This is a genomic window from Pseudomonas sp. DNDY-54, from assembly GCF_019880365.1.
In the GTDB taxonomy this organism is placed as follows: domain Bacteria; phylum Pseudomonadota; class Gammaproteobacteria; order Pseudomonadales; family Pseudomonadaceae; genus Stutzerimonas; species Stutzerimonas stutzeri_P.
Window position 1 is genome coordinate 3,804,904 of record NZ_CP082271.1, and the last position, 24,957, is coordinate 3,829,860.

The following is a 24,957-nucleotide window of genomic DNA, read 5'->3' on the forward strand; positions in this document are numbered from 1 at the left end:
CAAGCGCGAGCCGCTCAAGCGGCTCGTGCCTGCAGCGAGCCCGACGCTTACTTGACCAGTGTCCGCCATTCAGCGTGCGCATCGGTCTTGCCGGAGACCAGATCGAAGTAGGCTTTCTGCACACGCTCGGTTACGGGGCCACGACGACCAATACCGATATTGCGCCCATCCACCTCACGGATCGGCGTGACTTCAGCGGCAGTGCCGGTGAAGAACGCCTCGTCAGCGATGTAGACCTCGTCGCGAGTGATGCGCTTCTCTACCACCTTGATACCCAACTCGTCGGCGAGGGTAAGGACGGTGCCGCGGGTGATGCCGTTGAGGCAGGCCGTGACTTCGGGCGTGTAGATGACGCCGTCTTTGATGATGAAGATATTCTCGCCCGAGCCTTCGGCCACATAGCCTTCCGGGTCGAGCATCAGCGCCTCATCGGCTCCACCGGAGATGGCTTCCTGCAACGCCAGCATGGAGTTGATGTAGGCACCGTTGGATTTGGCGCGGGTCATGCTGATGTTGACGTGGTGACGCGTAAAGGAGCTGGTGCGCACCTTGATACCTTTTTCCAGCGCCTCATCGCCCATGTAGGCGCCCCAATGCCAGGCGGCTACGATCACGTGCACCTTCAGGCCGCTGGCGCGCAGCCCCATGCCTTCTGATCCGTAGAACACCATTGGGCGGATGTAGGCGCTCTCGAGATTGTTCTCACGCACAGCAGCGCGGGTCGCCTCGTTAATCTCTTCCTTCGAGTACGGCATTTTCATATTCATGATATGGGCCGAATCGAACAGGCGATCAGTGTGCGCCTGGAGGCGGAAAATCGCTGTGCCTGCCGGAGTGTTGTAGGCGCGCACACCCTCGAAAACGCCCATACCGTAATGCAGGGTGTGAGTCAGCACATGGGTGGTCGCATCGCGCCACTGCACCATCTCACCGTCATACCAGATCACGCCATCACGATCGGCCATCGACATTTATTGCCACCTCGGAATTCGATTAATGCTGTTGCAGACGAGATCAGCTGAGCTCCAGCTCGCGCCAGATGCGCATCACTGCACGACGCTCGTCATGAAATTGGTCCCCACTCACCACGCCTGGCAGTTTCTGCAGTGATTGCCGGTGGGCTGCGGCACGGTACGCCTTGTAGGCATCTTGCAGCAGCCGAACCTCATCGCCGGTCATCAACCCGGCCTGCTCCAACCCATCGAGAATGCGGATGTTATCGGTATAGCGCAGCAGTTGCGGATGCTGGTGCGACCACGCCAAAGCCGCGTATTGCACCATAAATTCGATATCCACGATACCACCGGCGTCGTGCTTGAGATCGAACTCGCCCTCTGCCTCGAAGGCCTTATCGGCGAGCCCTGCCTGGGTTGAGCGGGTGCCGAGGTTATCGCGCATCTTCAGGCGCATCTCGCTCACCTCTCGACGCAACTGCTCGAGCGCGCGCGGCTGCCCGAGCACAGCGGCACGCACCCTTTCGAAATCAGTGGATAGCTGCGGACAGCCAACCAGCACCCGCGCGCGTACCAGCGCCTGATGTTCCCAGGTCCAAGCCTCCTGGGTCTGGTAGCGTTCGAAGGCGTTCAGCGAACTGACCAGCAGCCCGGATGCGCCCGACGGCCGCAGCCGCATGTCCACCTCGTAGAGCTGACCGGAGGTGGTTTGGGTAGTCAGTAAATGAATGATGCGCTGCCCTAAACGGGTGTAGAACTGCGCGCCGTCGATTGGCTTGGGGCCATCCGTTTCAGCGTTGGGGTCCCCATCATGGATAAACACAAGATCCAGATCGGAGCCGTGACCGAGCTCGATGCCACCCACCTTGCCGTAGCCGAGAATGATGAACGCCGGATCGCAAAACTCACTGTTCGTGCGCCTGGGCTGGCCGTGGCGCGCGACCGTGTGGCGCCAGGCCAACGCCAGCACCTGGTCGAGAATCGCTTCCGCCAACCAGGTGAGATAGTCGCTGACCTTCATCAGTGGCAGTGTGCCAGCGATCTCGGATGCCGCGACGCGCAGGCGATGCGCCAGCTTGAAATGCCGCAGCGCCTCCATTTGCTGCTCAAGATCGTCTTCAGGAATACGCGTGAGACGCTCGTGCAGTTCTGCCGCGAGCTCCGGGGCCTGTGGCGGACTAAACAACCGACCAGCGTTTAGCAACTCATCAAGCAACAACGGGTAACGAGCGATTTGCTCGGCGATCCATGGGCTGCCTGCACAGAGTTCGAGCAGCCGTTGCAAGGCACCTGGATTTTCCGTCAACAACACCAGGTAGGCCGACCGTCGCGCAACTGCCTCGACGAGCGGCAGGACGCGCTCCAGCACCAGATCCGGGTCATTCTGCTCAACGGCCTGGGCCAACAATCGGGGAATGAATGCATCCAGTCGCTCGCGACCAAGGCGCTGCATGGTGCGCACCTGATTGGCGCTGCGCAGCGCAGCGAGGCGCTGGCAGGCGGCCTGGCCATCGCGAAAACCCGCCTCGTTCAGCTGGCGACAGGCGAACTCTTCATCCCAATCCTGCTCCCACAGCGGCAGCCACTCGCCACCGACCAGAGACTCGCCTTCGACACTTTCGTCTTCGTCCGGATCAGCAATCACCTGACGGAAATGCCAATCGACTCGACCTCGCCAGTGCAGGAGCTGCTGATGAAAAGCTTCCCAATCATTGAAACCCATGATGAAAGCGACACGGTCGCAGTCGACCTGGCTGTCCGGCAGCATCTGGGTTTGGCGATCGTCAATCGCCTGTAGCGCATGCTCGGTGTAACGCAGAAACTCATAACCCTCACGCAGCTCGTCGGCGGCGGCAGCGGGTAGGTAACCCTGCCCCGCCAGGGTCGACAAAACCTTTAGCAGTGGCCGCTGCTGCAAACTCAGGTCGCGGCCGCCGTGAATCAGCTGGAACGCCTGGGCGATGAACTCAACTTCCCGAATACCGCCAGAGCCCAGCTTGATATTGGCCGCCATACCCTTGCGTCGCACTTCTTGCTGGATCAATTGCTTCATGCTGCGCAGCGCATCGATGGCGGAGAAGTCCAGGTATCGCCGATACACGAATGGCCGCAGCATATCGAGTAGCTCTTTACCCGCCGTTTGGTCCCCCGCGACCACGCGCGCCTTGATCATGGCGTAGCGTTCCCAATCACGTCCCTGGTCTTGGTAGTACTGCTCCAGCGCATTGAAGCTCAGCACTAACGAGCCGGACGAGCCGTAGGGGCGCAAGCGCATATCCACACGAAACACGAAGCCATCCAGGGTCGGTGCGTCGAGCGCTTTGATCAGCCGCTGACCGAGACGGACGAAGAACTCTTGGTTGTCCAGCGAGCGCTTCGCGCCGACCGTATCACCGCCCTCGGGATAGCCGAAAATCAAATCGATATCAGACGAGAGATTGAGCTCGCGCGCACCCAGCTTGCCCATACCGAGGATGACCATTTGCTGCGCCTTGCCACTGCGCCGACCGGTCGGAACGCCGAACTGCTCGCAATGGCGCGCATACAGCCACTGGTAGGACAGATCAATGGACGCATCTGCCAGGTCGGACAAATCGCCGCAGGTTTCGGCTAGGTCCGCCTGACGGGTCAGGTCGCGCCAGATAATCCGCACTTGCTGCCGATTGCGAAAGCGCCTCAACGCGCTCGCCAGGCGGTCTTCATCGGTACAGTCAGCGAGCGCTTCGGCCAGCGCAGCGCGCATTTCGCCGGTCTTCAATGACCGTTCCAGCAGCCCGGAATCCGCCAGGCTCAGCAGCAGTTCTGGTTCTCGGCTAACCTGTTCGGTGACAAAGTCGCTGGCCGCACAAACCCGGTTGAACGCCTCACGTCGATCCGCAGGCCATACGCCAAACGGCGTGTTTGCCTGCGCCGATGAGTCGCGCGCCGCACTCAGGAACGTCTCCTCGGCACGGTTGACCAAAGATTGGAGCGACGTTGGCAATGCAACCAGTAATGGCAGACTCATATGGATCCTTAGCGCAAGAAATGGCTACGGGGACAGCGGCAGCGGCGGGCTAGAGCCCTTGTTGCAAGAGTCAGCCGATCAGGCCGATTCGCCGCCAATGTAGTTTTACTACTAACGAATACGAAAGAGGGGCTGAATCGGGCGAAGTTTTGTAGTAAAACTACAGAGCCCGGCTCTACCCCCGGCAATCATCCAAGAACATAAACGCACCGGCTCACAAAGCCGGCCGCGAAGCAGGCAACCGATTCTGGAAGCCTTTCCGCCCTGGAGCAAGCCATGCAAGATCTCGATCCCGTCGAAACCCAGGAATGGCTGGACGCCCTCGAGTCAGTACTCGATCGCGAAGGTGAAGACCGCGCCCACTACCTGATGACCCGGATGGGTGAACTGGCCACCCGTAGTGGCACACCCCTGCCCTACGGCATCACCACGCCCTACCGCAACACCATCCCGGTCACCCGCGAAGCGAAGATGCCCGGCGACCTGTTCATGGAGCGACGTATCCGCTCCCTGGTCCGCTGGAACGCACTGGCGATGGTGATGCGCGCGAACCTGAAGGACCCGGACCTGGGTGGGCACATTTCCACCTTCGCCTCCAGCGCGACCCTGTATGACATCGGCTTCAACTACTTCTTCCAGGCTCCGACCGAGGAGCACGGCGGCGACCTGATCTACTATCAGGGTCACGCCTCGCCCGGCATCTACTCGCGCGCCTTTCTCGAAGGCCGCCTGAGCGAAGATCAGATGCTCAACTTCCGCCAGGAAGTCGATGGCCACGGGTTGTCGAGCTATCCGCACCCGCACCTGATGAACGACTTCTGGCAATTCCCGACCGTATCCATGGGTCTGGGCCCGATCACGGCTATCTACCAGGCGCGCTTCATGAAGTACCTGGAGAGCCGCGGCTTCATTCCGAAAGGCAAGCAGCGCGTCTGGTGCTTCATCGGCGACGGCGAGTGCGACGAGCCGGAAACCCTCGGCGCCATCTCCCTGGCTGGCCGCGAGAACCTGGACAACCTGGTGTTCGTCATCAACTGCAACCTGCAGCGCCTCGACGGCCCGGTTCGCGGCAATGGCAAGATCATTCAGGAGCTGGAAGGCGTGTTCAAAGGCGCCAACTGGAACGTCACCAAGGTCGTCTGGGGTCGCCTGTGGGATCCGCTGTTCGCCGCTGACGAAGACGGCCGCATGCAGCGCCGCATGGATCAGGCCATCGACGGCGAATACCAGAACTACAAGGCCAAAGACGGCGCTTACGTGCGCAAGCATTTCTTCGGGGCCGATCAGGAGTTGCTCAAGCGCGTCGAGAACATGTCCGACGAGGAAGTCTGGAAGCTCAACCGTGGCGGCCACGACCCCTACAAGGTCTATGCGGCCTATCACCAGGCGGTCAACCACAAAGGCCAGCCGACCGTCATTCTCGCCAAGACCATCAAAGGTTATGGCACCGGTGCCGGTGAAGCGAAAAACATCGCCCACAACACCAAGAAAGTCGATATCGAGAGCCTGAAGAAATTCCGCGACCGTTTCGACATTCCGATCAACGATTCGCAACTCGAAGAGCTGCCGTTCTATCGTCCTGCCGAAGACAGCGCAGAAATGAGATATCTGCGCAAGTGCCGTGAGAAACTTGGCGGCTCGCTGCCGCAGCGTCGGGCCAAGAGCTTCAGCATTCCAACGCCGCCGCTGGAGACGCTTAAAGCTGTCCTCGACGGTTCTGGAGACCGTGAAATCTCCACCACCATGGCGTTCGGCCGGATCTTGTCGCAGCTGATCAAAGACAAGGACCTGGGCAAGCGCATCGTGCCGATCCTCGCCGACGAAGCGCGTACCTTCGGCATGGAAGGCATGTTCCGCCAGCTGGGTATCTACTCGCCGGTAGGGCAGCTGTACGAGCCGGTCGACCGCGACCAGGTGATGTACTACCGCGAGGTGCAGGACGGGCAAATCCTGCAGGAAGGTCTCAACGAAGCGGGCGCCTTCTCCTCCTTCATGGCCGCCGGTACCGCCTACAGCAACTACAACCAGCCGATGCTGCCGGTCTACATCTTCTATTCGATGTTCGGCTTCCAGCGTATCGGCGACCTGGCCTGGGCGGCGGGTGATGCACAGACCCGCGGCTTCCTGCTGGGCGGCACCTCCGGGCGCACCACGTTGAACGGCGAAGGCCTGCAGCACGAGGACGGGCACAGCCACATCCTCGCCAGCACCATCCCCAACTGCCGCAGCTATGACCCCACCTACGGCTATGAGCTGGCAGTGATCATGCATCACGGCATGCACGAGATGATGGAGCTGCAGAAGAGCGTCTACTACTACATCACCGTGATGAACGAGAACTACCAGCAGCCAGCCATGCCAGAAGGTGTCGAAGAAGGCATCATCAAAGGCATGTACCTGCTCGAAGAAGCCAAGGGCGACTTCAAGCACCGCGTACAGCTGTTGGGTTCGGGTTCCATCCTGCGCGAAGTCCGCGCCGCGGTGGACATCCTCGCCAAGATGGGCGTCGGCGCCGACGTCTGGAGCGTGACCAGCTTCAACGAGCTGCGCCGCGATGGCCTGGCCGTGGACCACTGGAACCGCTTGCACCCAACCGATGTACCCCGCAAGAGCTATGTCGAGCAGTGTCTGGAAGGTCGCGAAGGTCCAGTCATCGCTTCCACCGACTACATGAAGCTGTTCGCCGATCAGATTCGCCAGTGGGTGCCATCCCGCGAATATCAGGTGCTGGGCACCGACGGCTTCGGCCGCAGCGACTCGCGCGCCAAGCTTCGCGACTTCTTCGAAGTCGACCGTCGCTGGGTCGCTGTCGCCGCCCTGCAGGCACTCGCCGATCGCGGCGCCATCGAACGCACCGTGGTGGCCAACGCCATCACCGAGTTCGGTATCGACCCCGAGAAGCGCAATCCTCTGGATTGCTGATGCGTGCGCACAGGAGAACCTATCGTGAGTGAAACCATACGCGTACCCGACATCGGCAGCGGTGAGGGTGAAGTAATCGAGTTGTTCGTCAAGGTCGGTGACCGTATCGAAGCCGACCAGAGCATCCTGACGCTCGAGTCCGACAAGGCCAGCATGGAGATTCCGGCGCCCAAGGCGGGCGTCGTGAAAGCCTTGAAGGTCAAGCTGGGCGACCGCCTGAAGGAAGGCGATGACCTGCTGGAACTGGAAAGCGAGGAAGGCCAGGCAAGCGAGGCCGAAGCCCAAGCCGAAGCCGAGCCAGCGGGCGCCGCTACCGGCGGCCCGGCGGACGAAACCGAAGCGCCTACGCCTCCGGGCGATGAGAATCCTTCGGCTTCTGCCGAAGAAGGCGAGTCGCAAGAAATCAAGGTTCCGGACATCGGCTCTTCAGGCAAAGCCAGCGTGATCGAAATTTCGGTCAAGCCCGGCGACACCATCGCCGCCGAGCAGGCGTTGATCACGCTTGAGTCCGACAAGGCCAGCATGGAGATTCCGTCTCCAGCTGCAGGTGTGGTTGAGAGCATTTCGGTGAAAATAGGCGACGAAGTCGGCACTGGCGATCTGATCCTTATGCTCAAGGGAGCAGCGCAAAGCAAGCCGACAGCGAGTACGCCAACCGCAGACCAGGCAGCGAGCGCTCCCAAGGAAAAGCTCACCGAGCACGCGGCTGAAGAGCCTAATGAAGCGGCGGGCGAATCCGTGGAAGAAGTGCGGATACCTGACATCGGCTCCAGTGGCAGCGCAAACGTCATTGAAGTCATGGTCAAGGCCGGAGACAGCGTCGAAGCGGATCAGTCACTGATTACGCTGGAGTCGGACAAGGCGAGCATGGAAATCCCCGCGCCGAAGGCCGGCGTGGTGGAATCCCTGTCGATCAAGGTCGGTGACGAGGCAAAGACCGGCGACTTGATCCTTACCCTGAAAGTCGCAGGCGCAGCACCCGCGAAAAAGACCGAGGCGAAACCCCAGCCGCAGGAAGAGGCGGTATCGCAGCAACAGGCGGTTGCGCCAAACAAGCAAGGCGTACCAGAAGCCAAGGCGGCCGCGACGCCGGCCCCAACGGTCAGCGGCCCGAGCAAGGCAGGCACCAAGGTGCACGCCGGTCCGGCCGTGCGCATGACCGCACGGGAATTCGGTGTAGAACTGGCAGATGTCACGGGCACTGGGCCCAAAGGCCGGATTCTCAAGGAAGACGTCCAGGCTTACGTCAAGACCATGATGTCCAAAGCCAAGCAGGCGCCGGCAGAAGGCGCTGCGGGTGGCGCAGGCATTCCTTCGATCCCGACTATCGACTTCAGCCGCTTTGGTGAGATCGAAGAAGTACCGATGACCCGCCTGATGCAGGTCGGCGCCGCGAACCTGCACCGCAGCTGGCTAAACGTCCCCCACGTGACCCAATTCGAGTCAGCCGATATCACCGAGCTGGAGGCCTTCCGTGTTGCGCAGAAGGCCATCGCTGAGAAGGCTGGCGTCAAGCTCACCGTGCTGCCGCTGTTGCTCAAGGCCTGCGCACACTTGCTCAGAGAACTGCCAGACTTCAACAGCTCGCTGGCACCCAGCGGCAAGGCCTTGATTCGCAAGAAGTACGTGCATGTTGGCTTTGCGGTGGATACACCGGACGGCTTGATGGTTCCGGTCATCAAGAACGTGGACCAGAAGAGCTTGCTGCAACTGGCGGGCGAAGCGGCGGAGTTGGCCGAGAAAGCCCGCACCAAGAAGCTGTCTCCAGATGCCATGCAGGGTGCCTGCTTCACCATTTCCAGCCTTGGCCACATTGGCGGCACCGGCTTCACGCCGATCGTGAATGCACCGGAAGTGGCGATCCTGGGCGTTTCGAAGGCCGCCATGCAGCCCGTGTGGGATGGCAAGGCTTTCCAGCCTCGCCTGATGCTGCCGTTGTCGCTGTCCTATGACCATCGCGTCATCAACGGCGCTGCGGCAGCGCGTTTTACCAAGCGCCTGTCCGAGCTGCTCGCAGATATCCGCACGATGTTGCTTTGAGCGATTAGCAAAGAAAAAACCCGCCATCTGGCGGGTTTTTTAATGGGTCATCAGTGAACGGCACTACCGAAGCGAGCTCATTTATCCTTTTTGCAGGTTCCGGATCAGAAAAGACAACGCTTTTGCCAGCTCCTCAGCACCTTTCGGATCTCGCAGAATGGTCAACCACGGGTCACCGCCTGCAGGACTCGCAATCTCACAGACGATACCTTGAGGCGGGCATTGGTATTGAAGATACGGATCCATGCCGAACACCGAAAAACTGCGGTTGCGTACCGCGATATTCCCTGAGGCATCGCGACGCTCTTCGCGAATCCTTAATTCTCCCGGTGCACCCACGCTCAGGCGATAGTTCATGTCTTGCGGATTGGGCTGCCCGACTTGGAACGCGGCCTTTAAGGCATGTGTCCCCAGCAAGGCATTACTGTGAGTAAGCAGGGCTTTTCGTTCATTCGAGGTAAGATAGAGCGCCTTGAGTTCGGCCAGGTAATTGGCCGATTCAGCGGAGTCCAACGTATTTGACTCAACCGCTTGCAGCGGTACGCTGACACCCAGGAACAATGAGATTAACAGTAACGTTGAAAGCTGGCTTGTCAGTCCCTTTCGCATGATGCACCCTTGCGTTATCTAATATTATTTAGCCATCTTTTTTGCAGCTAGCGAAGCGATTCTCGCAGCATACTGGAAGCAAACCGCTCGATGAAAATACATACCGATGCCGCCAGTCGTCTGGCGACCGAGGTTGTGACGCAGTTGCCAGTGCCTTCCAGGCTCGGAATGCTGCGCTTCGAGCGTTTGAACGAGTCCAGTTGGGCCCTGCTCTATCTTGATCCTGCGTGTGAGCGTCATCTGGGACAACCGGCTCACGAGTTGTGTTCGCTGATCGAGTCGCCCTACGCCAGCCTGATGGAGCCCGCGTTGCGCCTACAAGCGCACGACCTCGTCCAGGCCCAACTGGCCACCCAAGGCCATTATTCCATCCGCTATTGCCTGCATACGGCGAATGGCCTGCTGGATCTGCTCGAGATTGGTGAAGTCTGTCATCAGTATGGTCGAGAATTGCTGCGTGGCTACCTGATAGTACAGCCGCATTCGACGGAAGCTGCGTCAAGCCCACAACTGACTGATTCGGCGCTCGGTCAGCTTCCGAATTCCGGAACGCAAACAACGGATGTGCACCTCGAGCACCTCATCCGCTCGCGTGCGCAACAGAACCTCATTGTGCGCTTGGCACGGCACCGATACAGCTCATCCAATCCACAATTGGAAGCTGCGCAGCTGATCACTCAGGCCGCTAGCGAAGCCTACGGCATTGCGCGAGCCGCTATCTGGCACATCAACAATAACCAGCTCGAAACAGTCGCGGCTTATCGTCGTGATATCGACAGCCACGAATACCCGCCGCCGCTAGACCTGTCCAAGTGCCCCCGCTACGTGGAAGCCCTTCACAGCGGTCGTGCGATTGTCGTGGCAAACGTCCTTCTGGACCCGCGCACTCAGGAACTGGCCGGCGGCTTTTTCGACACACGGGGTATCACGTCGACACTGGACGCGACCATTCGCGTCGGCGGCGATGTCATTGGCGTGCTCTGCCTGGAGCATTCAGGCAGCACGCGCGTCTGGCATCCAGACGAGGTGGCGTTTGCCGGTGAACTGGCCGATCAGTACGCACAAGTACTCGCCAACCAACAGAGATTGAGCGCCACCCATACACTGCACCTTTTTCAGCGGGCAGTAGAACAGAGCGCAAGCGCGTTCATCCTGGTCGACAGGAACGGTGTCGTGGATTACGTCAACCCGAGCTTTACGGCCATCACTCAATACTCCGCCGAGGAGGTTCGAGGGCGTCGCCTTACCGAGCTGAGCACGTTGGAAAACCTCAGCGAACTGCTTTTCGACACCTCCTCCAGTCTGGCCAACAGCAACAGCTGGCAGGGCGAGTTTCGTAGCCGTCGCAAAAATCTCGAACCCTATTGGGGCCAACTGTCGATCTCCAAGGTCTACGGCGAGAATGGCGAACTGACGCATTACATCGGCATTTACGAAGACATCACACATAGCAAGCTGGCGCAGCAGCACATCGAACGCCTGGCCTATACCGACAACCTCACCAGCCTCGGAAACAGACCGTTTTTTATCCGTAGCATCGAAGAGCGTTTCGCCAATAGCAATGAGCCGCAGCTGTGCCTGCTGTTGGTAGACATCGACAACTTCAAGCGCATCAACGACAGTTTGGGGCACCAGACCGGCGACAAATTGCTGGCTAGCCTGGCCCGACGTCTGCGCAACAGCCTGAACCGCGACAGCGTGCTAGCGCGCTTTGCCAGCAACGAGTTTGCCCTGCTACTCGACGACATGGGCCTGGAGGAAGGACAGCATCTGGCACACCAGGTGCTGCGCATTCTGGACAAGCCGCTATTCGTCGATAAGCAGCTGATCAGCGTCAGCGCTTCGCTCGGCCTTGCGTGTTCGCCACTGCACGGCACCGACCCGGAAACGCTGATGAAACACGCCGGCCAAGCCCTGCACAGAGCCAAGGCAAACGGGAAGAATCAGGTTCAGGTGTTCACCGAAGCCCTGCATGCTGAAGCGAACTACAAGCTGTTCGTGGAAAACAACCTGCGCCGCGCACTGGTGCAGAACGAGCTGGAAGTGTTCTACCAACCCAAGCTCTGCCTGCGTACCGGGCGGCTACAGGGGTTGGAGGCGTTGCTGCGCTGGAATCATCCCGAGAAAGGCATGATCCGTCCTGATCAGTTCATAAGCGTGGCTGAAGAAACCGGACTGATCATTCCCATCGGCAAATGGGTGGCTCAAGAGGCCTGCCGGATGGGTTTGCAGCTCGCTGCCCTGGGTGTCGGCGCGCCCAAGATGGCGATCAACCTATCGCCAAAACAGTTTTCCGACCCCGATCTAGTCGGCTCGATCGCGGCCATACTTGCTGAAGAGCGACTGCCGTCAGGCTGCCTGGAGCTGGAACTGACAGAAAGCCTGCTCCTCGAAGCGACCGAGGAAACGCGACAGCAGTTGATAGGCCTGAAAGCGCTTGGTGTCACGTTAGCGATGGACGACTTCGGGACTGGCTATTCGTCGCTGAGCTATTTGAAGAAGTTTCCCATCGACGTGATCAAGATCGACCGAAGCTTCATCAAGGATATCCCCGGCAACCAGGACGACATTGAAATTACCTCCGCGGTGATCGCCATGGCCCGAAACCTTAACCTGAAGGTAGTTGCCGAAGGCATCGAGACAACCGAGCAGCTGGCCTTTCTACGCCACCAACGCTGCGATATCGGTCAGGGCTACCTGTTCGACAAGCCAATTCCAGGCGCACAGCTCGCCTGCTCGCTGCGCCGCTACCCGAACTGGCTCTGAGCCTTCGGTCAGCTATCGTCACGGAGAAAGCGCTTTGGTTTTGTTCGCTTGGTAGCCTAGGCTTCGACCAGCCCATACGTTTACCAAGGATCGAGGACTCAAATGACTCTGCGCTCGCAAATTCTTGTTCATAAACAGGCACTCCCGGACGCAGGACAAGCTCTGCCCGGACGAGCAACACCCGTCCCTGTACCACCTACTCATTTCGTCAATGGAAACGCGCTTCAACCCCCATTCCCGGGTCATCTACAGCAGGCCGTATTTGCCATGGGGTGCTTCTGGGGAGCCGAGCGGCGATTCTGGGAGCAACCGGGCGTTTGGACTACCGCCGCCGGCTATGCGGGGGGACACACGCCAAACCCGACTTATGAAGAAGTGTGTTCCGGTCTTACTGGACATACCGAAGCGGTGTTGGTGGTGTTCGATCCGCAGCAGATTTCTTATGACGACCTGCTCAGGTTGTTCTGGGAGGCACACAACCCAACCCAAGGCATGCGTCAGGGCAATGATATTGGCACCCAATATCGCTCGGCGATTTACTGCTTCGATGCAGCCCAGCTGACAGCCGCCCAAGCGAGCGAGGCACGCTTTCAAGCGGAGCTAGAGAAGCACGGGCTCGGCAACATCACCACGGAGATTGCCGAAGCCCCGTCGTTCTATTACGCCGAGGCCTATCATCAGCAGTATCTGGCGAAGAACCCAGGCGGTTACTGTGGGCTCGGGGGCACCGGCGTGTGCATGCCTGCTGAGGGCCAGCTAGAGCATTAATGCCTGGCATCCGGATGCACGCGGATCCAGGCTTGAGCCAGGCCGTGCTTGTGTTGATCAGACAAAGAAAACCCCGCCGAAGCGGGGCCTTTGCAGACTGAATCCTGACATCCGTGACTTGCGCCGTCCTGGCGTCGTTCCGCTACGCTTCCATGTTTTTTCTACGCGCTTCCCTACGCGGCGTCCTTCACGCAAAAGACTACCGCCCGGTCAGATAAACCTGTAGTAGCAATTTGCACCACACTTTGTAAGCAATGACTTACAAGAAAGCCAGTCCCTGGTTCAGCTTGTAAGTCATGGCCTACAAATGATGCAGATCTATGACTGAAGTAGTGGCGCTTTGTTCCCAAAACTGGCCAATTAATTTCATTATGCCTGTACGGATTAACCCGCTCAGAATTGCGCAGCGTCGAGCAGGTACAGCGAGTCGCTGCCCGCACGGACCGATGCGCTGAGCGAATGGATGCGAGGCAGCAAGCGCGCGAAGTAGAAACGCGCCGTGCCGAGCTTGCTCGCATAGAAGTCGTCCTGCTCTTGCTTGCCCAGCGCTGCAGCGGCCATCCGCGCCCACATGTAGGCGTAGGCGGTGTAGCCGAACACCTGCAGATACTCCACCGAGGCCGCGCCGATTTCGTTAGGGTTATCCTTCGCGCTATCGAGCACGAACGCAGTCAGCGCGTCCAGGTTCTCCAGTGCAGCCTTGAGCGGCGCTACGAACTCCGCAAGCTCCGGGCCTGCTTCAGCGCAGTAGTGGCGTATCTCATCAGCAAATGCCTGATATAGCTCGCCACCGCTGCCAACAACCTTGCGCCCTAAAAGATCAAGCGCCTGGATGCCGTTGGTGCCCTCGTAGATCTGGGTGATACGGCAGTCGCGTACCAGCTGTTCCTGACCCCACTCGCGAATAAAGCCGTGCCCGCCGAAGATCTGCTGGCCATGAACGGTGGTTTCCAGCCCCATGTCGGTCAGGAAGGCTTTGGCTACCGGAGTTAACAAGGCCACCTGGGCTTCGGCACGCTGCCGAGCTTCAGCAGCATCACTGAACTTGGCGATATCCAGCTGCAGCGCCACGTAGCTGGAAAATGCGCGCCCTCCTTCGTTCAACGCTTTCATGGTGAGCAGCATGCGGCGCACGTCCGGGTGCACGATAATCGGGTCAGCGGCCTTATCCTGAGCGACCGGCCCGGTCGGCGCGCGGCTCTGGATGCGGTCACGCGCATACTCGATGGCACTCTGGTAGGAACGCTCTCCGGTAGAGAGGCCCTGGATACCAACGCCCAGACGCTCGTAGTTCATCATGGTGAACATCGCCGCCAAGCCTTTGTTCGGCTCGCCGACCATCCAGCCGATGGCGCCGTCGAAGTTCATGACGCAGGTCGCCGACGCCTGGATGCCCATCTTGTGCTCGATGGAGCCGCAGCTCAGGCTGTTGCGCTCACCCAGGCTGCCATCGTCGTTGACCATCACCTTGGGTACGAGGAACAAGGAGATACCACGCGAGCCGGCTGGCGCATCGGGAAGCTTGGCCAATACCAAGTGAATGATGTTCTCGGTCAGGTCGTGTTCGCCGCCAGTGATGAAAATCTTGGTACCACTGACCTTGTACGTACCGTCGGCCTGCGGCTCGGCCTTGGTGCGAATGATGCCGAGGTCGGTGCCAGCATGTGGCTCGGTCAGGCACATCGAACCGGACCAGACGCCTGCGTACATGTTCGGCAGGTATTTCTGTTTCAGCTCTTCACTGGCGTGGGCGTAGATCGACAGACAAGCGCCGGAGGTCAGCATCGGGTACAGACCGAACGCCAGGCTGGCCGAGTTCATCATCTCTTCGACCTGGGCCGAAATCGCCTTGGGCATGCCCATGCCACCGTAGGCTGGGTCACCGCCTACACCGACCCAGCCGCCTTCGGCATACAAGCGATAGGCTTGCGGATAACCTGCGGGCGTCGAGACCGCGCCATCTTTCCAGTGACAACCTTCTTCATCACCACTGCGGTTGAGCGGCGCGATGGTATTCGCCGTGATCTTGCCTGCTTCCTCGAGAATGGCCTCAGCGGTTTCAGCATCGACAACTTCCGCCAGCGCTGGCAGCGTCTGCCAGAGCGCCGGGGCGTCGAAGACTTCATTCAGAACGAAACGCATGTCGCGCAGCGGTGCTTTGTAGTCAGCCATGGAAAAGACCTCGCAGAAAACGTGTCACCCGGCCGATTGGCCGCAGCAGTTTCGCGAGTCTAACTGAAGACGATTCAGCGCCCGAAGCGTCTTAAAATGACCAAATGGTTTCCATCTCGACGCAGGAGTTCACTTCGTTTGCGAATGGGCCCTCATGAGCCGTGACGACGGTCCAAAACAAAGAAGCCCGCGCTTGGCGGGCTTGCTGTACACAAATGGATCAGAAGACAAACTGGTCCGCTGCAAGCCTCATCAGACTGGCGCTGCCCGCCTCGATCGCTGCCTTATGGGCCGCGGTACGAGGCAGCAGCCGAGTGAAGTAAAACTCAGCAGTGGTTAATTTAGCTTGGTAAAAAGCCGTATCTCCAGTAGCAGCCTCCAGCTTGCTCTGCGCAACCACAGCCATACGCAGCCAGAAATAACCCAGAATCAAATAGCCGCAGTACATGAGGTAGTCGACCGATGCGGCCCCGACCTCATCAGCGTTCTTCATCGCCGCGATGCCGATCCGTTGGGTGATTTCGCCGAGGTCGCGGTTGATGCCCGCCAGCTGCTCCACATAGGCATGTAGCTGAGGATGTTGAGTGTTGGCCTCGCAGAACCTGTGCACCATCTTGGTAAAGCCGAGCATCAGCTTGCCCTGGCTGCCCAACACCTTACGACCGAGCAGGTCGAGTGCCTGAATCCCGTTGGTGCCTTCGTAAATCGGTGCAATGCGGCAGTCACGCACCAACTGCTCCATGCCCCACTCACGGATATAACCGTGACCGCCGAACACCTGCATGCCTAGGTTGGTGACCTCCAGCCCCGTGTCCGTCATAAAGGCTTTACAGACCGGCGTGAGGAACGCGAGCAGGGCTTCGGCCTCCTGGCGCTTGGCTTCATTCGGGCTGTGGATCTGATCGAGCAGTTGGGCCGTGAAATAGGCCAGCGCTCGGTTGCCCTCGTTGAACGCTTTCATCGTCAGGAGCATGCGTCGCACGTCCGGATGAACGATGATCGGATCGGCCGGCTTGTCGGGGAATTTCACACCAGTCAGCGAGCGCATCTGCAGCCGCTCGTTAGCGTACTGGATCGCGCCCTGAAAGCTCGCCTCGCCGTTGCACAGCCCCTGCATGCCGGTACCCAGACGGGCATGATTCATCATCGTGAACATGCAGTTCAGGCCTTTGTTCGGCTCGCCTATAAGGAAGCCAGTGGCGCCATCGAAATTGATCACGCAGGTGGCTGACGCCTTGATGCCCATCTTGTGCTCGATGGAGCCGCAGGCGACGCCATTGCGCTCGCCCACGCTTCCGGCGGCGTCCGGCATGCCCGCTTTCGGTAAGAATTTGGGCACGATGAACAGCGAGATACCCTTGGTTCCGGCGGGCGCATCGGGCAGCTTGGCCAGTACCAGGTGCACGATGTTCTCGCTCATGTCGTGCTCGCCGGCGGAGATGAAGATCTTGGTGCCGCTGATCAAGTAGCTACCATCGGTCTGGGGTACAGCGCGGGTCTTGATGATGCCCAGGTCTGTTCCGCAGTGCGGCTCGGTCAGGCACATGGTGCCGGTCCAACGACCTTCGGTCATCCGGGTCAGGTAGGTCTGCTTCTGTTCCTCAGTGCCGTGTGCGCCAATCGCGGCCATTGCTCCGTGGGTGAGGCCTGGATACATGCCGAAAGAGGTATTGGCCGAGCCAACCATCTCCCCGACTACTAGTCCCAACGAGTGCGGCAACCCTTGGCCGCCATACGCCGGATCCGAAGCCAAGCCCATCCAGCCACCCTCGGCATACTGCGCGAAGGCCTCTTTGAACCCTTTAGGCGTGGTCACGACACCGTTGTCGAAGTGACAGCCCTCCTCGTCACCGCTGCGGTTCAGCGGCGCAAGGACCTGCTCACAGAACTTGGCACCCTCCTCGATAATGGCATTGACCATGTCCGGCGTGGCGTCTTCGGCGCCATTAGCTGCGTAACTGCCGTGGAAGTCAAAGACGTCATCGATCAGAAAGCGCATGTCGCGCAACGGGGCCTTGTAGGCGGGCATATCAATCTCCAGACGGCGCTGTTCGTTGTGTCAGCGGCACGCTACCGGGAGATCTGGCCCGCAACAACGAGAGTGCAAGCGATGAATGCGCCGTCATAACCGCTCACGTGCCGGTCGCCGCCTGCCTCGCAGTGCGGACAGCACCGCGGCGGTTGTCTCCATGCACCCGTACACAGTTACGGCCCGCTCCTTTGGCTGCGTACAGCGCTTGGTCGGCGGATTTTATGACGTCGTCGGGGCTTCGCTGTGTCTCCAGGCGCTCGGCAACACCGATGCTGACGGTTACCGAAACAGAGCCCGCGGCGCCGCTGCCTCGACGCTGCCGGCCATGATCCGCGTCCTTGGGACGGCTGGCCTTGTCGCGTAGCTGCAGCGGCTGGCCTTCAACCGCTTGCCGTACCGCCTCCAAGTGCGGCAAACACTGATGCAGATCGCGACCAGGAAAAACCAGCGCGAACTCCTCGCCGCCGTAACGATAGGCTCGCCCACCACCACCGACTTTACGCAGCCGGCTCGCCACGAGGCGCAAAACCTGATCACCCACGTCGTGGCCATGGGTATCGTTAAATGCCTTGAAGCGGTCCACGTCTGCCATCGCGATCACGTAGTTCCGTCCCAATCGCTGCAGGCGCTCGTTAAGCGCCCGACGCCCCGGAAGCCCGGTCAGCTCGTCACGGAACGCCATTTGGTAGGCCTCCTGCGCGACGGCGACAAACAACGTCAGCATTGTCAGGCTGCTCATAACATTAAGCGCGCCGGTCTTACTGAACACCTGCGGCAGCATAGTCAGCAGGCCTATCAAAACGATCAACTGCGCTGCGTGGACGGGCCGAGGTCGCCGCAGGTACTGCACCAGCAACGCGACCAGCACCACAAGAAACACCGGATAGGCCAATTGGATCAACTGCAGCTCGATAGACCACGAAGGCCAACGGACCCTCGTCAGCCAGTCGATCAAGGCATGAGGAAACCGCCGGGCCAACGCCACTGCGACAGCCACAACGGCAAACAGCACAGCAATCCGCGCCAGCCCATCCTGCAAGAAGTGGGCGCGCTCCAGCCAAAGTCCATACACGCCATAAAGCGCCGGCAGCAGCAGGCTGCAGAGATGGAACGTCAATGCCGCCTCAGGCAACAAGGCGTCGCTGATGCGGTAGTGGTCCGCCTGGGTATCGAGCAGGAAATAAGCAAGATAGATCAGCAGCAGCAGGCTGGCCTCGCGCATTCGCCCATAGGCGATGCAGAACGCGCCGCCAAGCAGCAGCAGAACGGTGGGCAGGACGTTGAACAGCGAGGTGAAGAACTCATTGAGACTTGACTGCTGCGCAGCCACCAGCCCGCCCAGCAACAAACCCAACGGCGCGTAAAAATGACTGAGAAAGCGGGCGGCGCTCAGATGAGGCACGATGGCTCCGGCGAAGTCGCGAGAGAAAGCATTGTGCCAGCACTCGATCACACTAGCACCCGTTAAGCAGGCAGAGCCGGCGCGGTTATCTCGGTAGAGAGTCCAACGGCAATCCGAGCAGAGAAAAAGCATCCAAAAACGGTGTAGCGCTTTGAGATAAGCGGCGCGTCAAGATGCAAAGGTTGCTCGTGACTGTAGAGCGTCCCTACCCGAGCGAAGCGCACCAAATCGTTCACGCAGAAAGACGAAACCCGCCATCAAGGCGGGTTTCGTCAACAGCCGGAAACCACCGAATACAGCGGTTTCACTTGGCGGTACGGCGTTAGTACGCGAGCTCGAAGTGCGCTTCGTCCATGTCCATCAGGTTGTCAGCACCGGACAGCATGGCTTCGACGTGAGTGCGCGTACGCGGCAGGATGCGCTGGAAATAGAAACGCGCGGTCTGCACCTTGGCGGTGTAGAAGCCGTCGGTGTCTTCGCCGGCTGCGATCTTCTCGGATGCCAGACGCGCCATGTCGGCCCAGAAGTACGCCAGGCAGGCGTAACCGCAGTACATCAGGTAATCCACCGAGGCGGCCCCAACTTCTTCGCGGTTCTTCATGGCAGCCATGCCGACCTTCATGGTCAGGTCGCCCCACTCCTTGTTCAGCTTGGCCAGCGGCTCGACGAACTGCTTGACCGACTCGTTGCCTTCGTTGGCCTGGCAGAACTTATGTACCACCTTGGTGAAGCCTTTCAGCGCCTCGCCCTGGGTCATCAGCACCTTGCGACCCAGCAGGTCGAGCGCCTGGATGCCAGTGGTGCCTTCGTACAGGCAGGAGATGCGGCTGTCGCGCACGTTCTGCTCCATGCCCCACTCGGCGATGAAGCCGTGGCCGCCATAGATCTGCACGCCGTGGTTGGCCGCTTCGAAGCCGACTTCGGTCATGAAGGCCTTGGCGATCGGAGTCAGGAACGCGAGCATCGCGTCGGCCGCCTTGCGCTGTTCTTCGTCCTGGCTGCGCTGAGTGATGTCGACCTGCTTGGCCGCGAAGTAGAGCATCGCGCGGTTGCCTTCGGCGAAGGCCTTCATAGTCAGCAGCATGCGGCGCACGTCCGGATGCACGATGATCGGATCAGCGGCTTTTTCCGGTGCTTTCGGGCCAGTCAGTGAGCGCATCTGCAGACGCTCGCGAGCGTACTTGATGCCACCCTGGAAGCCGATTTCGGCATGGGCCAGACCTTGCAGAGCCGTGCCCAGACGCGCGGTATTCATGAAGGTGAACATGCAGTTCAGGCCCTTGTTCGGCGGACCGATCAGGAAGCCGGTGGCGCCGTCGAAGTTCATCACGCAGGTAGCGTTGCCGTGGATACCCATCTTGTGTTCCAGGGAGCCACAGGACACGCCGTTGCGCTCGCCCACACCGCCTTCGGCGTTAGGCAGAAACTTGGGCACGATGAACAGGGAGATGCCCTTGGTGCCAGCCGGCGCATCGGGCAGCCGAGCCAGAACGATATGGACGATGTTATCGGCCATGTCGTGTTCACCAGCGGAGATAAAGATCTTGGTGCCGGATACCTTGTAGCTGCCGTCGGCCTGAGGCTCGGCCTTGGTGCGCAGCATGCCCAGGTCAGTGCCGCAATGCGGCTCGGTCAGACACATGGTACCGGTCCACTCGCCGGAGACCAATTTGGTCAGATAGGTCTGCTGCTGCTCGGGCGTGCCGTGCTCGTGCAGGGTGTTCATCGCACCGTGGGACAGGCCGGGGTACATGCCCCAGGACCAGTTGGCTTCGCCAATCATCTCGCTGACAGCCATGCCAAGCGACTCTGGCAAGCCTTGACCACCATGCTCGACGTCATGAGCCAGGCTCGGCCAGCCGCCTTCGACAAACTGTTGGTAGGCTTCCTTGAAACCCGTCGGCGTCTTCACGCCACTTTCGCTCCAAGTACAGCCTTCGATATCACCCACGCGGTTGAGGGGAGCGATCACCTGCTCACAGAACTTAGCGCCTTCATCGAGAATGGCGTTGACCATGTCCGGGGTGGCGTCTTCGCAACCCGGAAGGCTCTGATAGTGCGCTTCGTAGCCGAGCAATTCGTCACGTACAAAGCGGATATCGCGCAAGGGGGCCTTGTAGTCAGGCATATCGTAAACCTCAACGGTGGGTTCTTGATTCAGGTGACTGACGGGTCAGCCACGCTTGATTTGGAATGGACCATCCGGCATAGCCCCGGCAGGTCAAACAGGCGTTTGAAACATACGTTTAGGCCTAGACGATGTCAAGCAGCGGGCAGGACCCCGTTTGTCGGCATCTTCGCGGATATCAATGGCGGTATGACTACCCGAGGCGGGCAAAGCCGCCGGCCAGAACGGCCGGGGTCGGAGGTCAGGCTTTGGTGTTGATCAGGGTGCCAAGTACTTCGTCAGCGGTTTCTAGCAGGCGGACGCCCGTCCTGGCCTGGTGCTCGCCGACTTTCATCTGAACCAGCTCTTCGGTCAGCTCGACGCTGTCGGCCATCACTTGCGAGGTTTCGACTGGCAGAGTGCGTTCGGCTATGGCCATGCCTGCTTGCTCTACGCGCTGCTGACCGGCCTGGTACGCACCGAGGCCTGCCGAGAGAAGGCTGCTGTTGATCTGCATGGTTCGACTCCTTGGATCACTTGGCCATCATTGAAGCAGAGCCGTTCCGCTGACGCCAGTTGCATGTCGCAATAAACGTCAGCGTTTTATTACGAATACGGCGCGGGCCTTCATTGGTGCAGCGCCACTGAACGGAATGTCTGCGATCCAGACGCAGCCGCTGCTCGATTGCGCCGACCCGACGGACAACGTGATCCATCACCGTCGTTGGATATCCTGCGCATCGTCCCCGAACAGCAGTGTCTTCAAGACTCGAATGAGGAAGCCTTGAGCGCGCGCAAATCGAGAAAGTGCGCCACCTCCGCCGGGCTTGCCGTTTCCAGACGCGGCACCTGACCGAGGCACGGCGCCGCCAGACGCTCAGTCAAGGTTTCAAGGTTTTCCTGCAGCCGCGACGTCGCCGGATCGACGATATTGGCGACCCATCCAGCCAGCTGCAGCCCGTCACGCTCGATGGCTTCGGCGCTGAGCAGCGCATGATTGATACAGCCGAGGCGAACCCCGACCACCAGGATCACCGGCAGACCAAGTTGTATGGCGAGATCCGACAGCGCTTCGCGACCGGCCAGCGGCACGCGCCAGCCACCGGCACCTTCTACCACCGAGAAATCCGCCTTCAGCGCCAGCATGTCGCGCACCGGCTGAAGCAACTGGGCGACAGTCAATTCGACCCCGGCTTCACGCGCAGCCAGGTGTGGTGCGATGGCCGGCTCGAAGGCGAACGGGTTGACCTGCTGGTAGCGCATCGACAGCGAGCACTCGTCTAGCAGGGCCAGTGCATCGTCGTTGCGCAGGCCTTCGGCCGTGAGCTCACAACCGGAAGCGACAGGCTTCGCCGCCGCCGTACTCAGCCCTGCCAACCGCGCAGCATGCAGCAACGCCGACGCAATGGTGGTCTTGCCGACCTCGGTATCCGTGCCGGTAACGAAAAAGGCAGTCGTCATGTCAATCCTTGTGGAGTACGCCGTACACGACCTGATAAGTGGCTGGCAGTCCCGCCGGGGTGCGGAACTGTTCATACGCATCCACCAGCGCACGGATACGCGCCCTGCCGGTCAGCCCACCCGGGCGGCCCGGGTTGAGGTTGTGCGCACCCAGGGCTTTAAGGTCGTAGGTCAGTTGGCGCAGCTCGGCGTAATGCAGCACCTGTGGCCGGACCTCCAATCGCCCCAGGCGCAGGCCACTGATGGCGCAAAGCTGCCGGTAAACATCAATAGAGCGAAAACGATTCACGTGGGCGAAGCCATCCACGCGCTCCCAGCTGGTGCGCAGCTCTTGCAACGTGCCATTGCACAGACTGCTGAACGCAAACACCCCACCGGGGCGCAGTACCCGTTCAGCCTCTCTCAGCACGGCGGCAAAATCGTCGCACCACTGCAGCGCAAGGCTGGAAAAGATCAGCTCGAACGACGCATCGCGTACCGGTAAACATTCGGCGTCGCCCGCCACAAATGCTGACGCGCCTCCCTGAGGCCGAGCGTGGCGCAACATGCCTTCGGCAATATCCAGCGCGGCGCCTGTTCCAGCGGGAAAGCGGGTCGCCAGGACTCTTGAGAAATAGCCAGTACCGCAACCCAAGTCCAACCATCGCTCAGGCAGCAGATCGCCGGGCAGGCATTCCAACAAGGTGTTGCCCACGGCTCGCTGCAACTCGGCTACGGCGTCGTAACTGGTGGCCGCACGGGAAAACGAGGCGGCGACCTGACGCTTGTCGGGCAGATCGCTGACCACCCTTGGCCCCGCAGCCATGACCAGGTTGTTCATATCACCATGCCCTTGATAAATGCCCATATCATTGACGCAACATCATCGGGACGTTCGAGTGGCAGCGCGTGGCTGGCACCTGTCAGCAGCTCGGCTTCGATGCCCGGCATCCAGCGCCGCAGCGCATCGCTGGCAGCAGCCGGGACCAATGCATCGTTACCGGCAAACAGGTGCAGCTGAGGGCCGAAATAGCCATGCAATGCCCCGCGCCCGTCCAGTTCGGCCAATAGCTGCAAGCCTGCGTCCAGAACCGCAGGCGAGGATGTCGACTGACTGACTTCCAACTGGCGCGCCAAAGTTCGCGGATCATAGCCACCGCGGCTGCAGAGCAAACGGAACCGTTTGAGGGTTTCCTCCGGGTCCAGCCGGAACGCCTCATGAAAGGCATCGAATATGTCGGTGGCCATCGCTTCGGGCCACTGAGGACGCGCACGGAAGCAGGGATTGGCGGCGATGGTGATCAGCCCACCGCACGTATCAACGCGTCGTGCTGCTAGCTGGGTGGCCAACATGCCACCCAGAGACCATCCGCCGAGCCAGCTGTCTTGAGGCAGGCGACGGTCCAGCTCTTCGAGCCAGGCGCCGGCGTCTGCTAGCTCAGGCAAGGGCTCGATGACCACCTCGAGATCCGGCGCGAGCTCCGACAGCGCCTCGCACAATGGTTGCAACGCAGCCGGGCCAAACGCCCATCCGGGCAGCAAAATCAGCTGATTAGGCATCCGCTTCTGGCTCCTCGGCCAATCGATTCCAGCATTCGGCCAGGATATCCAGCAGTCGTTCCACTTGCGCCTCGCTATGCGACGCGCTGAAGGTGACGCGCAGTCGCGCACTGCCAGCCGGTACTGTCGGCGGACGGATGGCGCCAACCAGAATTCCGCGCGCGCGAAGGGCAGCAGACAGCTTTAAGGCCCGCTCGCTGCTGCCCACCAGAATCGGCTGGATCGGCGTCGGGCTGTTCATAAGCGTGAGGCCAATCTCGGCGGCGCCCTGCCGAAAGCGAGCGATCAGCCGATTCAGATGTTCGCGACGCCAGCCCTCACTGCGCAGCAGCTCCAGACTTTTCAGCGTGGCGCAGGCGACCGCCGGTGGCTGGCTGGTGGTGTAAATGTAAGGCCGGGCGAACTGGATCAGCGTTTCGATCAATTCCTCGCTGCCCGCGACAAAGGCGCCAGCAGTACCGAACGCCTTGCCCAACGTGCCGACCAACACCTGTACGTCATCGACACCCAGACCAAAATGCTCAACGATGCCAGCGCCGGTCCGCCCCAACGGACCAAAGCCGTGAGCGTCGTCGACCATCACCCAGGCGTTCCTGGCTTTAGCAGTGGCGCAGAGCACCGGCAGGTGGGCGAGATCGCCATCCATACTGAATACCCCGTCAGTGACGACCAGGGTATTACCGGTCGCCTTTTCCAGCCGCTTGGCGAGGCTTTGCGCATCGTTGTGCAGATAACGGGAGAACCGCGCGCCGCTGAGCAGCCCCGCGTCCAGCAGTGAGGCGTGATTGATTCGGTCTTCCAGTACCGTATCGCCCTGCCGTACCAGCGCGGTGACAGCCGCGAGATTGGCCATGTAGCCGGTGGAAAACAGCAAAGCCCGCGGCCGCCCAGTAAAGTCAGCCAAGGCTTCTTCGAGCTGGTGATGCGGCGTACTGTGCCCCATCACCAGATGCGAAGCGCCGCCGCCGACGCCCCAGCGTTCGGCGCCCAGCTGCATGGCGCGGATTACTTCGGGGTGGCTGGCGAGCCCGAGATAATCATTCGAGCAGAACGCCAGCAACGCCTCGCCATCGACCATGACCTCAGGCCGCTGCGGAGTCTCCAGCAACGGGCGTTGACGATAGAGGTGCGCAGCGCGGCGCTCGGCGAGACGGGTCTTCAGGTCGAAAGACATAGCGG

16 protein-coding genes are annotated in these 24,957 nt (G+C 60.3%); 4 read left to right on the forward strand and 12 right to left on the reverse strand.

The features are described 5' to 3' along the window. Positions 1–47: 47 nt before the first annotated feature. Both ilvE and glnE read right to left on the reverse strand, forming a co-directional pair. Positions 48–971 (reverse strand): branched-chain-amino-acid transaminase, encoded by a 924-nt coding sequence (gene ilvE / locus K4O48_RS17715; protein WP_222909660.1) that lies wholly within the window; start codon positions 969–971, stop codon positions 48–50. A gap of 43 nt (positions 972–1,014) precedes the next feature. Next, positions 1,015–3,960, reverse strand: a complete 2,946-nt coding sequence (glnE, locus tag K4O48_RS17720; RefSeq protein ID WP_222909661.1) for a bifunctional [glutamate--ammonia ligase]-adenylyl-L-tyrosine phosphorylase/[glutamate--ammonia-ligase] adenylyltransferase — start codon at positions 3,958–3,960, stop codon at positions 1,015–1,017. 276 nt (positions 3,961–4,236) lie between these two features. Between glnE and aceE the strand changes: the two genes are divergently transcribed. After that, complete coding sequence (gene aceE, locus K4O48_RS17725; protein ID WP_222909662.1) at positions 4,237–6,882, forward strand: pyruvate dehydrogenase (acetyl-transferring), homodimeric type; 2,646 nt, start codon at positions 4,237–4,239, stop codon at positions 6,880–6,882. A 24-nt stretch (positions 6,883–6,906) separates the two neighbouring features. Then, entirely contained in the window at positions 6,907–8,922 is a 2,016-nt protein-coding gene (aceF, locus tag K4O48_RS17730; protein ID WP_222909663.1) for a dihydrolipoyllysine-residue acetyltransferase, read from the forward strand. An 81-nt stretch (positions 8,923–9,003) separates the two neighbouring features. Here the strand turns inward: aceF and K4O48_RS17735 are convergent, their stop codons facing one another. Further along, positions 9,004–9,531: a hypothetical protein gene (locus K4O48_RS17735; RefSeq protein ID WP_222909664.1), complete on the reverse strand. Its 528-nt coding sequence runs from the start codon at positions 9,529–9,531 to the stop codon at positions 9,004–9,006. A gap of 90 nt (positions 9,532–9,621) precedes the next feature. Here K4O48_RS17735 and K4O48_RS17740 point away from each other — a divergent pair, with 90 nt between their 5' ends. Together K4O48_RS17740 and msrA are read left to right on the forward strand one after the other, a co-directional pair. After that, positions 9,622–12,297 carry an EAL domain-containing protein gene (locus tag K4O48_RS17740; RefSeq protein WP_222909665.1) on the forward strand — a complete coding sequence of 892 codons (2,676 nt, stop codon included), beginning with the start codon at positions 9,622–9,624 and terminating at the stop codon, positions 12,295–12,297. Between the two features lie 102 nt (positions 12,298–12,399). Continuing rightward, a complete protein-coding gene (msrA, locus tag K4O48_RS17745; RefSeq protein ID WP_222909666.1) occupies positions 12,400–13,065 on the forward strand; it encodes a peptide-methionine (S)-S-oxide reductase MsrA in 666 nt (221 codons plus the stop codon). A gap of 393 nt (positions 13,066–13,458) precedes the next feature. Here the strand turns inward: msrA and K4O48_RS17750 are convergent, their stop codons facing one another. The 9 genes from K4O48_RS17750 to bioF all read right to left on the reverse strand — a co-directional run bounded on the left by K4O48_RS17750 (position 13,459) and on the right by bioF (position 24,952). Then, positions 13,459–15,237, reverse strand: a complete 1,779-nt coding sequence (locus tag K4O48_RS17750; RefSeq protein WP_222909667.1) for an acyl-CoA dehydrogenase C-terminal domain-containing protein — start codon at positions 15,235–15,237, stop codon at positions 13,459–13,461. Positions 15,238–15,457: 220 nt separating this feature from the next. Further along, positions 15,458–17,266 (reverse strand): acyl-CoA dehydrogenase C-terminal domain-containing protein, encoded by a 1,809-nt coding sequence (locus tag K4O48_RS17755; RefSeq protein ID WP_222909668.1) that lies wholly within the window; start codon positions 17,264–17,266, stop codon positions 15,458–15,460. A 103-nt stretch (positions 17,267–17,369) separates the two neighbouring features. Then, positions 17,370–18,671 carry a GGDEF domain-containing protein gene (locus K4O48_RS17760; protein WP_260523657.1) on the reverse strand — a complete coding sequence of 434 codons (1,302 nt, stop codon included), beginning with the start codon at positions 18,669–18,671 and terminating at the stop codon, positions 17,370–17,372. A gap of 322 nt (positions 18,672–18,993) precedes the next feature. After that, entirely contained in the window at positions 18,994–20,799 is a 1,806-nt protein-coding gene (locus K4O48_RS17765; RefSeq protein ID WP_222909670.1) for a phenylacyl-CoA dehydrogenase, read from the reverse strand. 241 nt (positions 20,800–21,040) lie between these two features. Beyond that, a complete protein-coding gene (locus K4O48_RS17770) occupies positions 21,041–21,295 on the reverse strand; it encodes a hypothetical protein (RefSeq protein ID WP_222909671.1) in 255 nt (84 codons plus the stop codon). A 245-nt stretch (positions 21,296–21,540) separates the two neighbouring features. Then, complete coding sequence (bioD, locus tag K4O48_RS17775; RefSeq protein WP_222909672.1) at positions 21,541–22,239, reverse strand: dethiobiotin synthase; 699 nt, start codon at positions 22,237–22,239, stop codon at positions 21,541–21,543. A 1-nt stretch (position 22,240) separates the two neighbouring features. Then, the gene (gene bioC, locus K4O48_RS17780; RefSeq protein ID WP_222909673.1) at positions 22,241–23,059 is read right to left on the reverse strand and encodes a malonyl-ACP O-methyltransferase BioC; all 819 of its coding nucleotides are present in this window, start codon (positions 23,057–23,059) and stop codon (positions 22,241–22,243) included. Beyond that, positions 23,056–23,778 (reverse strand): alpha/beta fold hydrolase, encoded by a 723-nt coding sequence (locus K4O48_RS17785; protein WP_222909674.1) that lies wholly within the window; start codon positions 23,776–23,778, stop codon positions 23,056–23,058. Before K4O48_RS17785 ends, bioC begins: the two co-directional genes overlap by 4 nt. Then, positions 23,771–24,952 (reverse strand): 8-amino-7-oxononanoate synthase, encoded by a 1,182-nt coding sequence (gene bioF / locus K4O48_RS17790; RefSeq protein WP_222909675.1) that lies wholly within the window; start codon positions 24,950–24,952, stop codon positions 23,771–23,773. Before bioF ends, K4O48_RS17785 begins: the two co-directional genes overlap by 8 nt. Between the last annotated feature and the right edge of the window lie 5 nt (positions 24,953–24,957).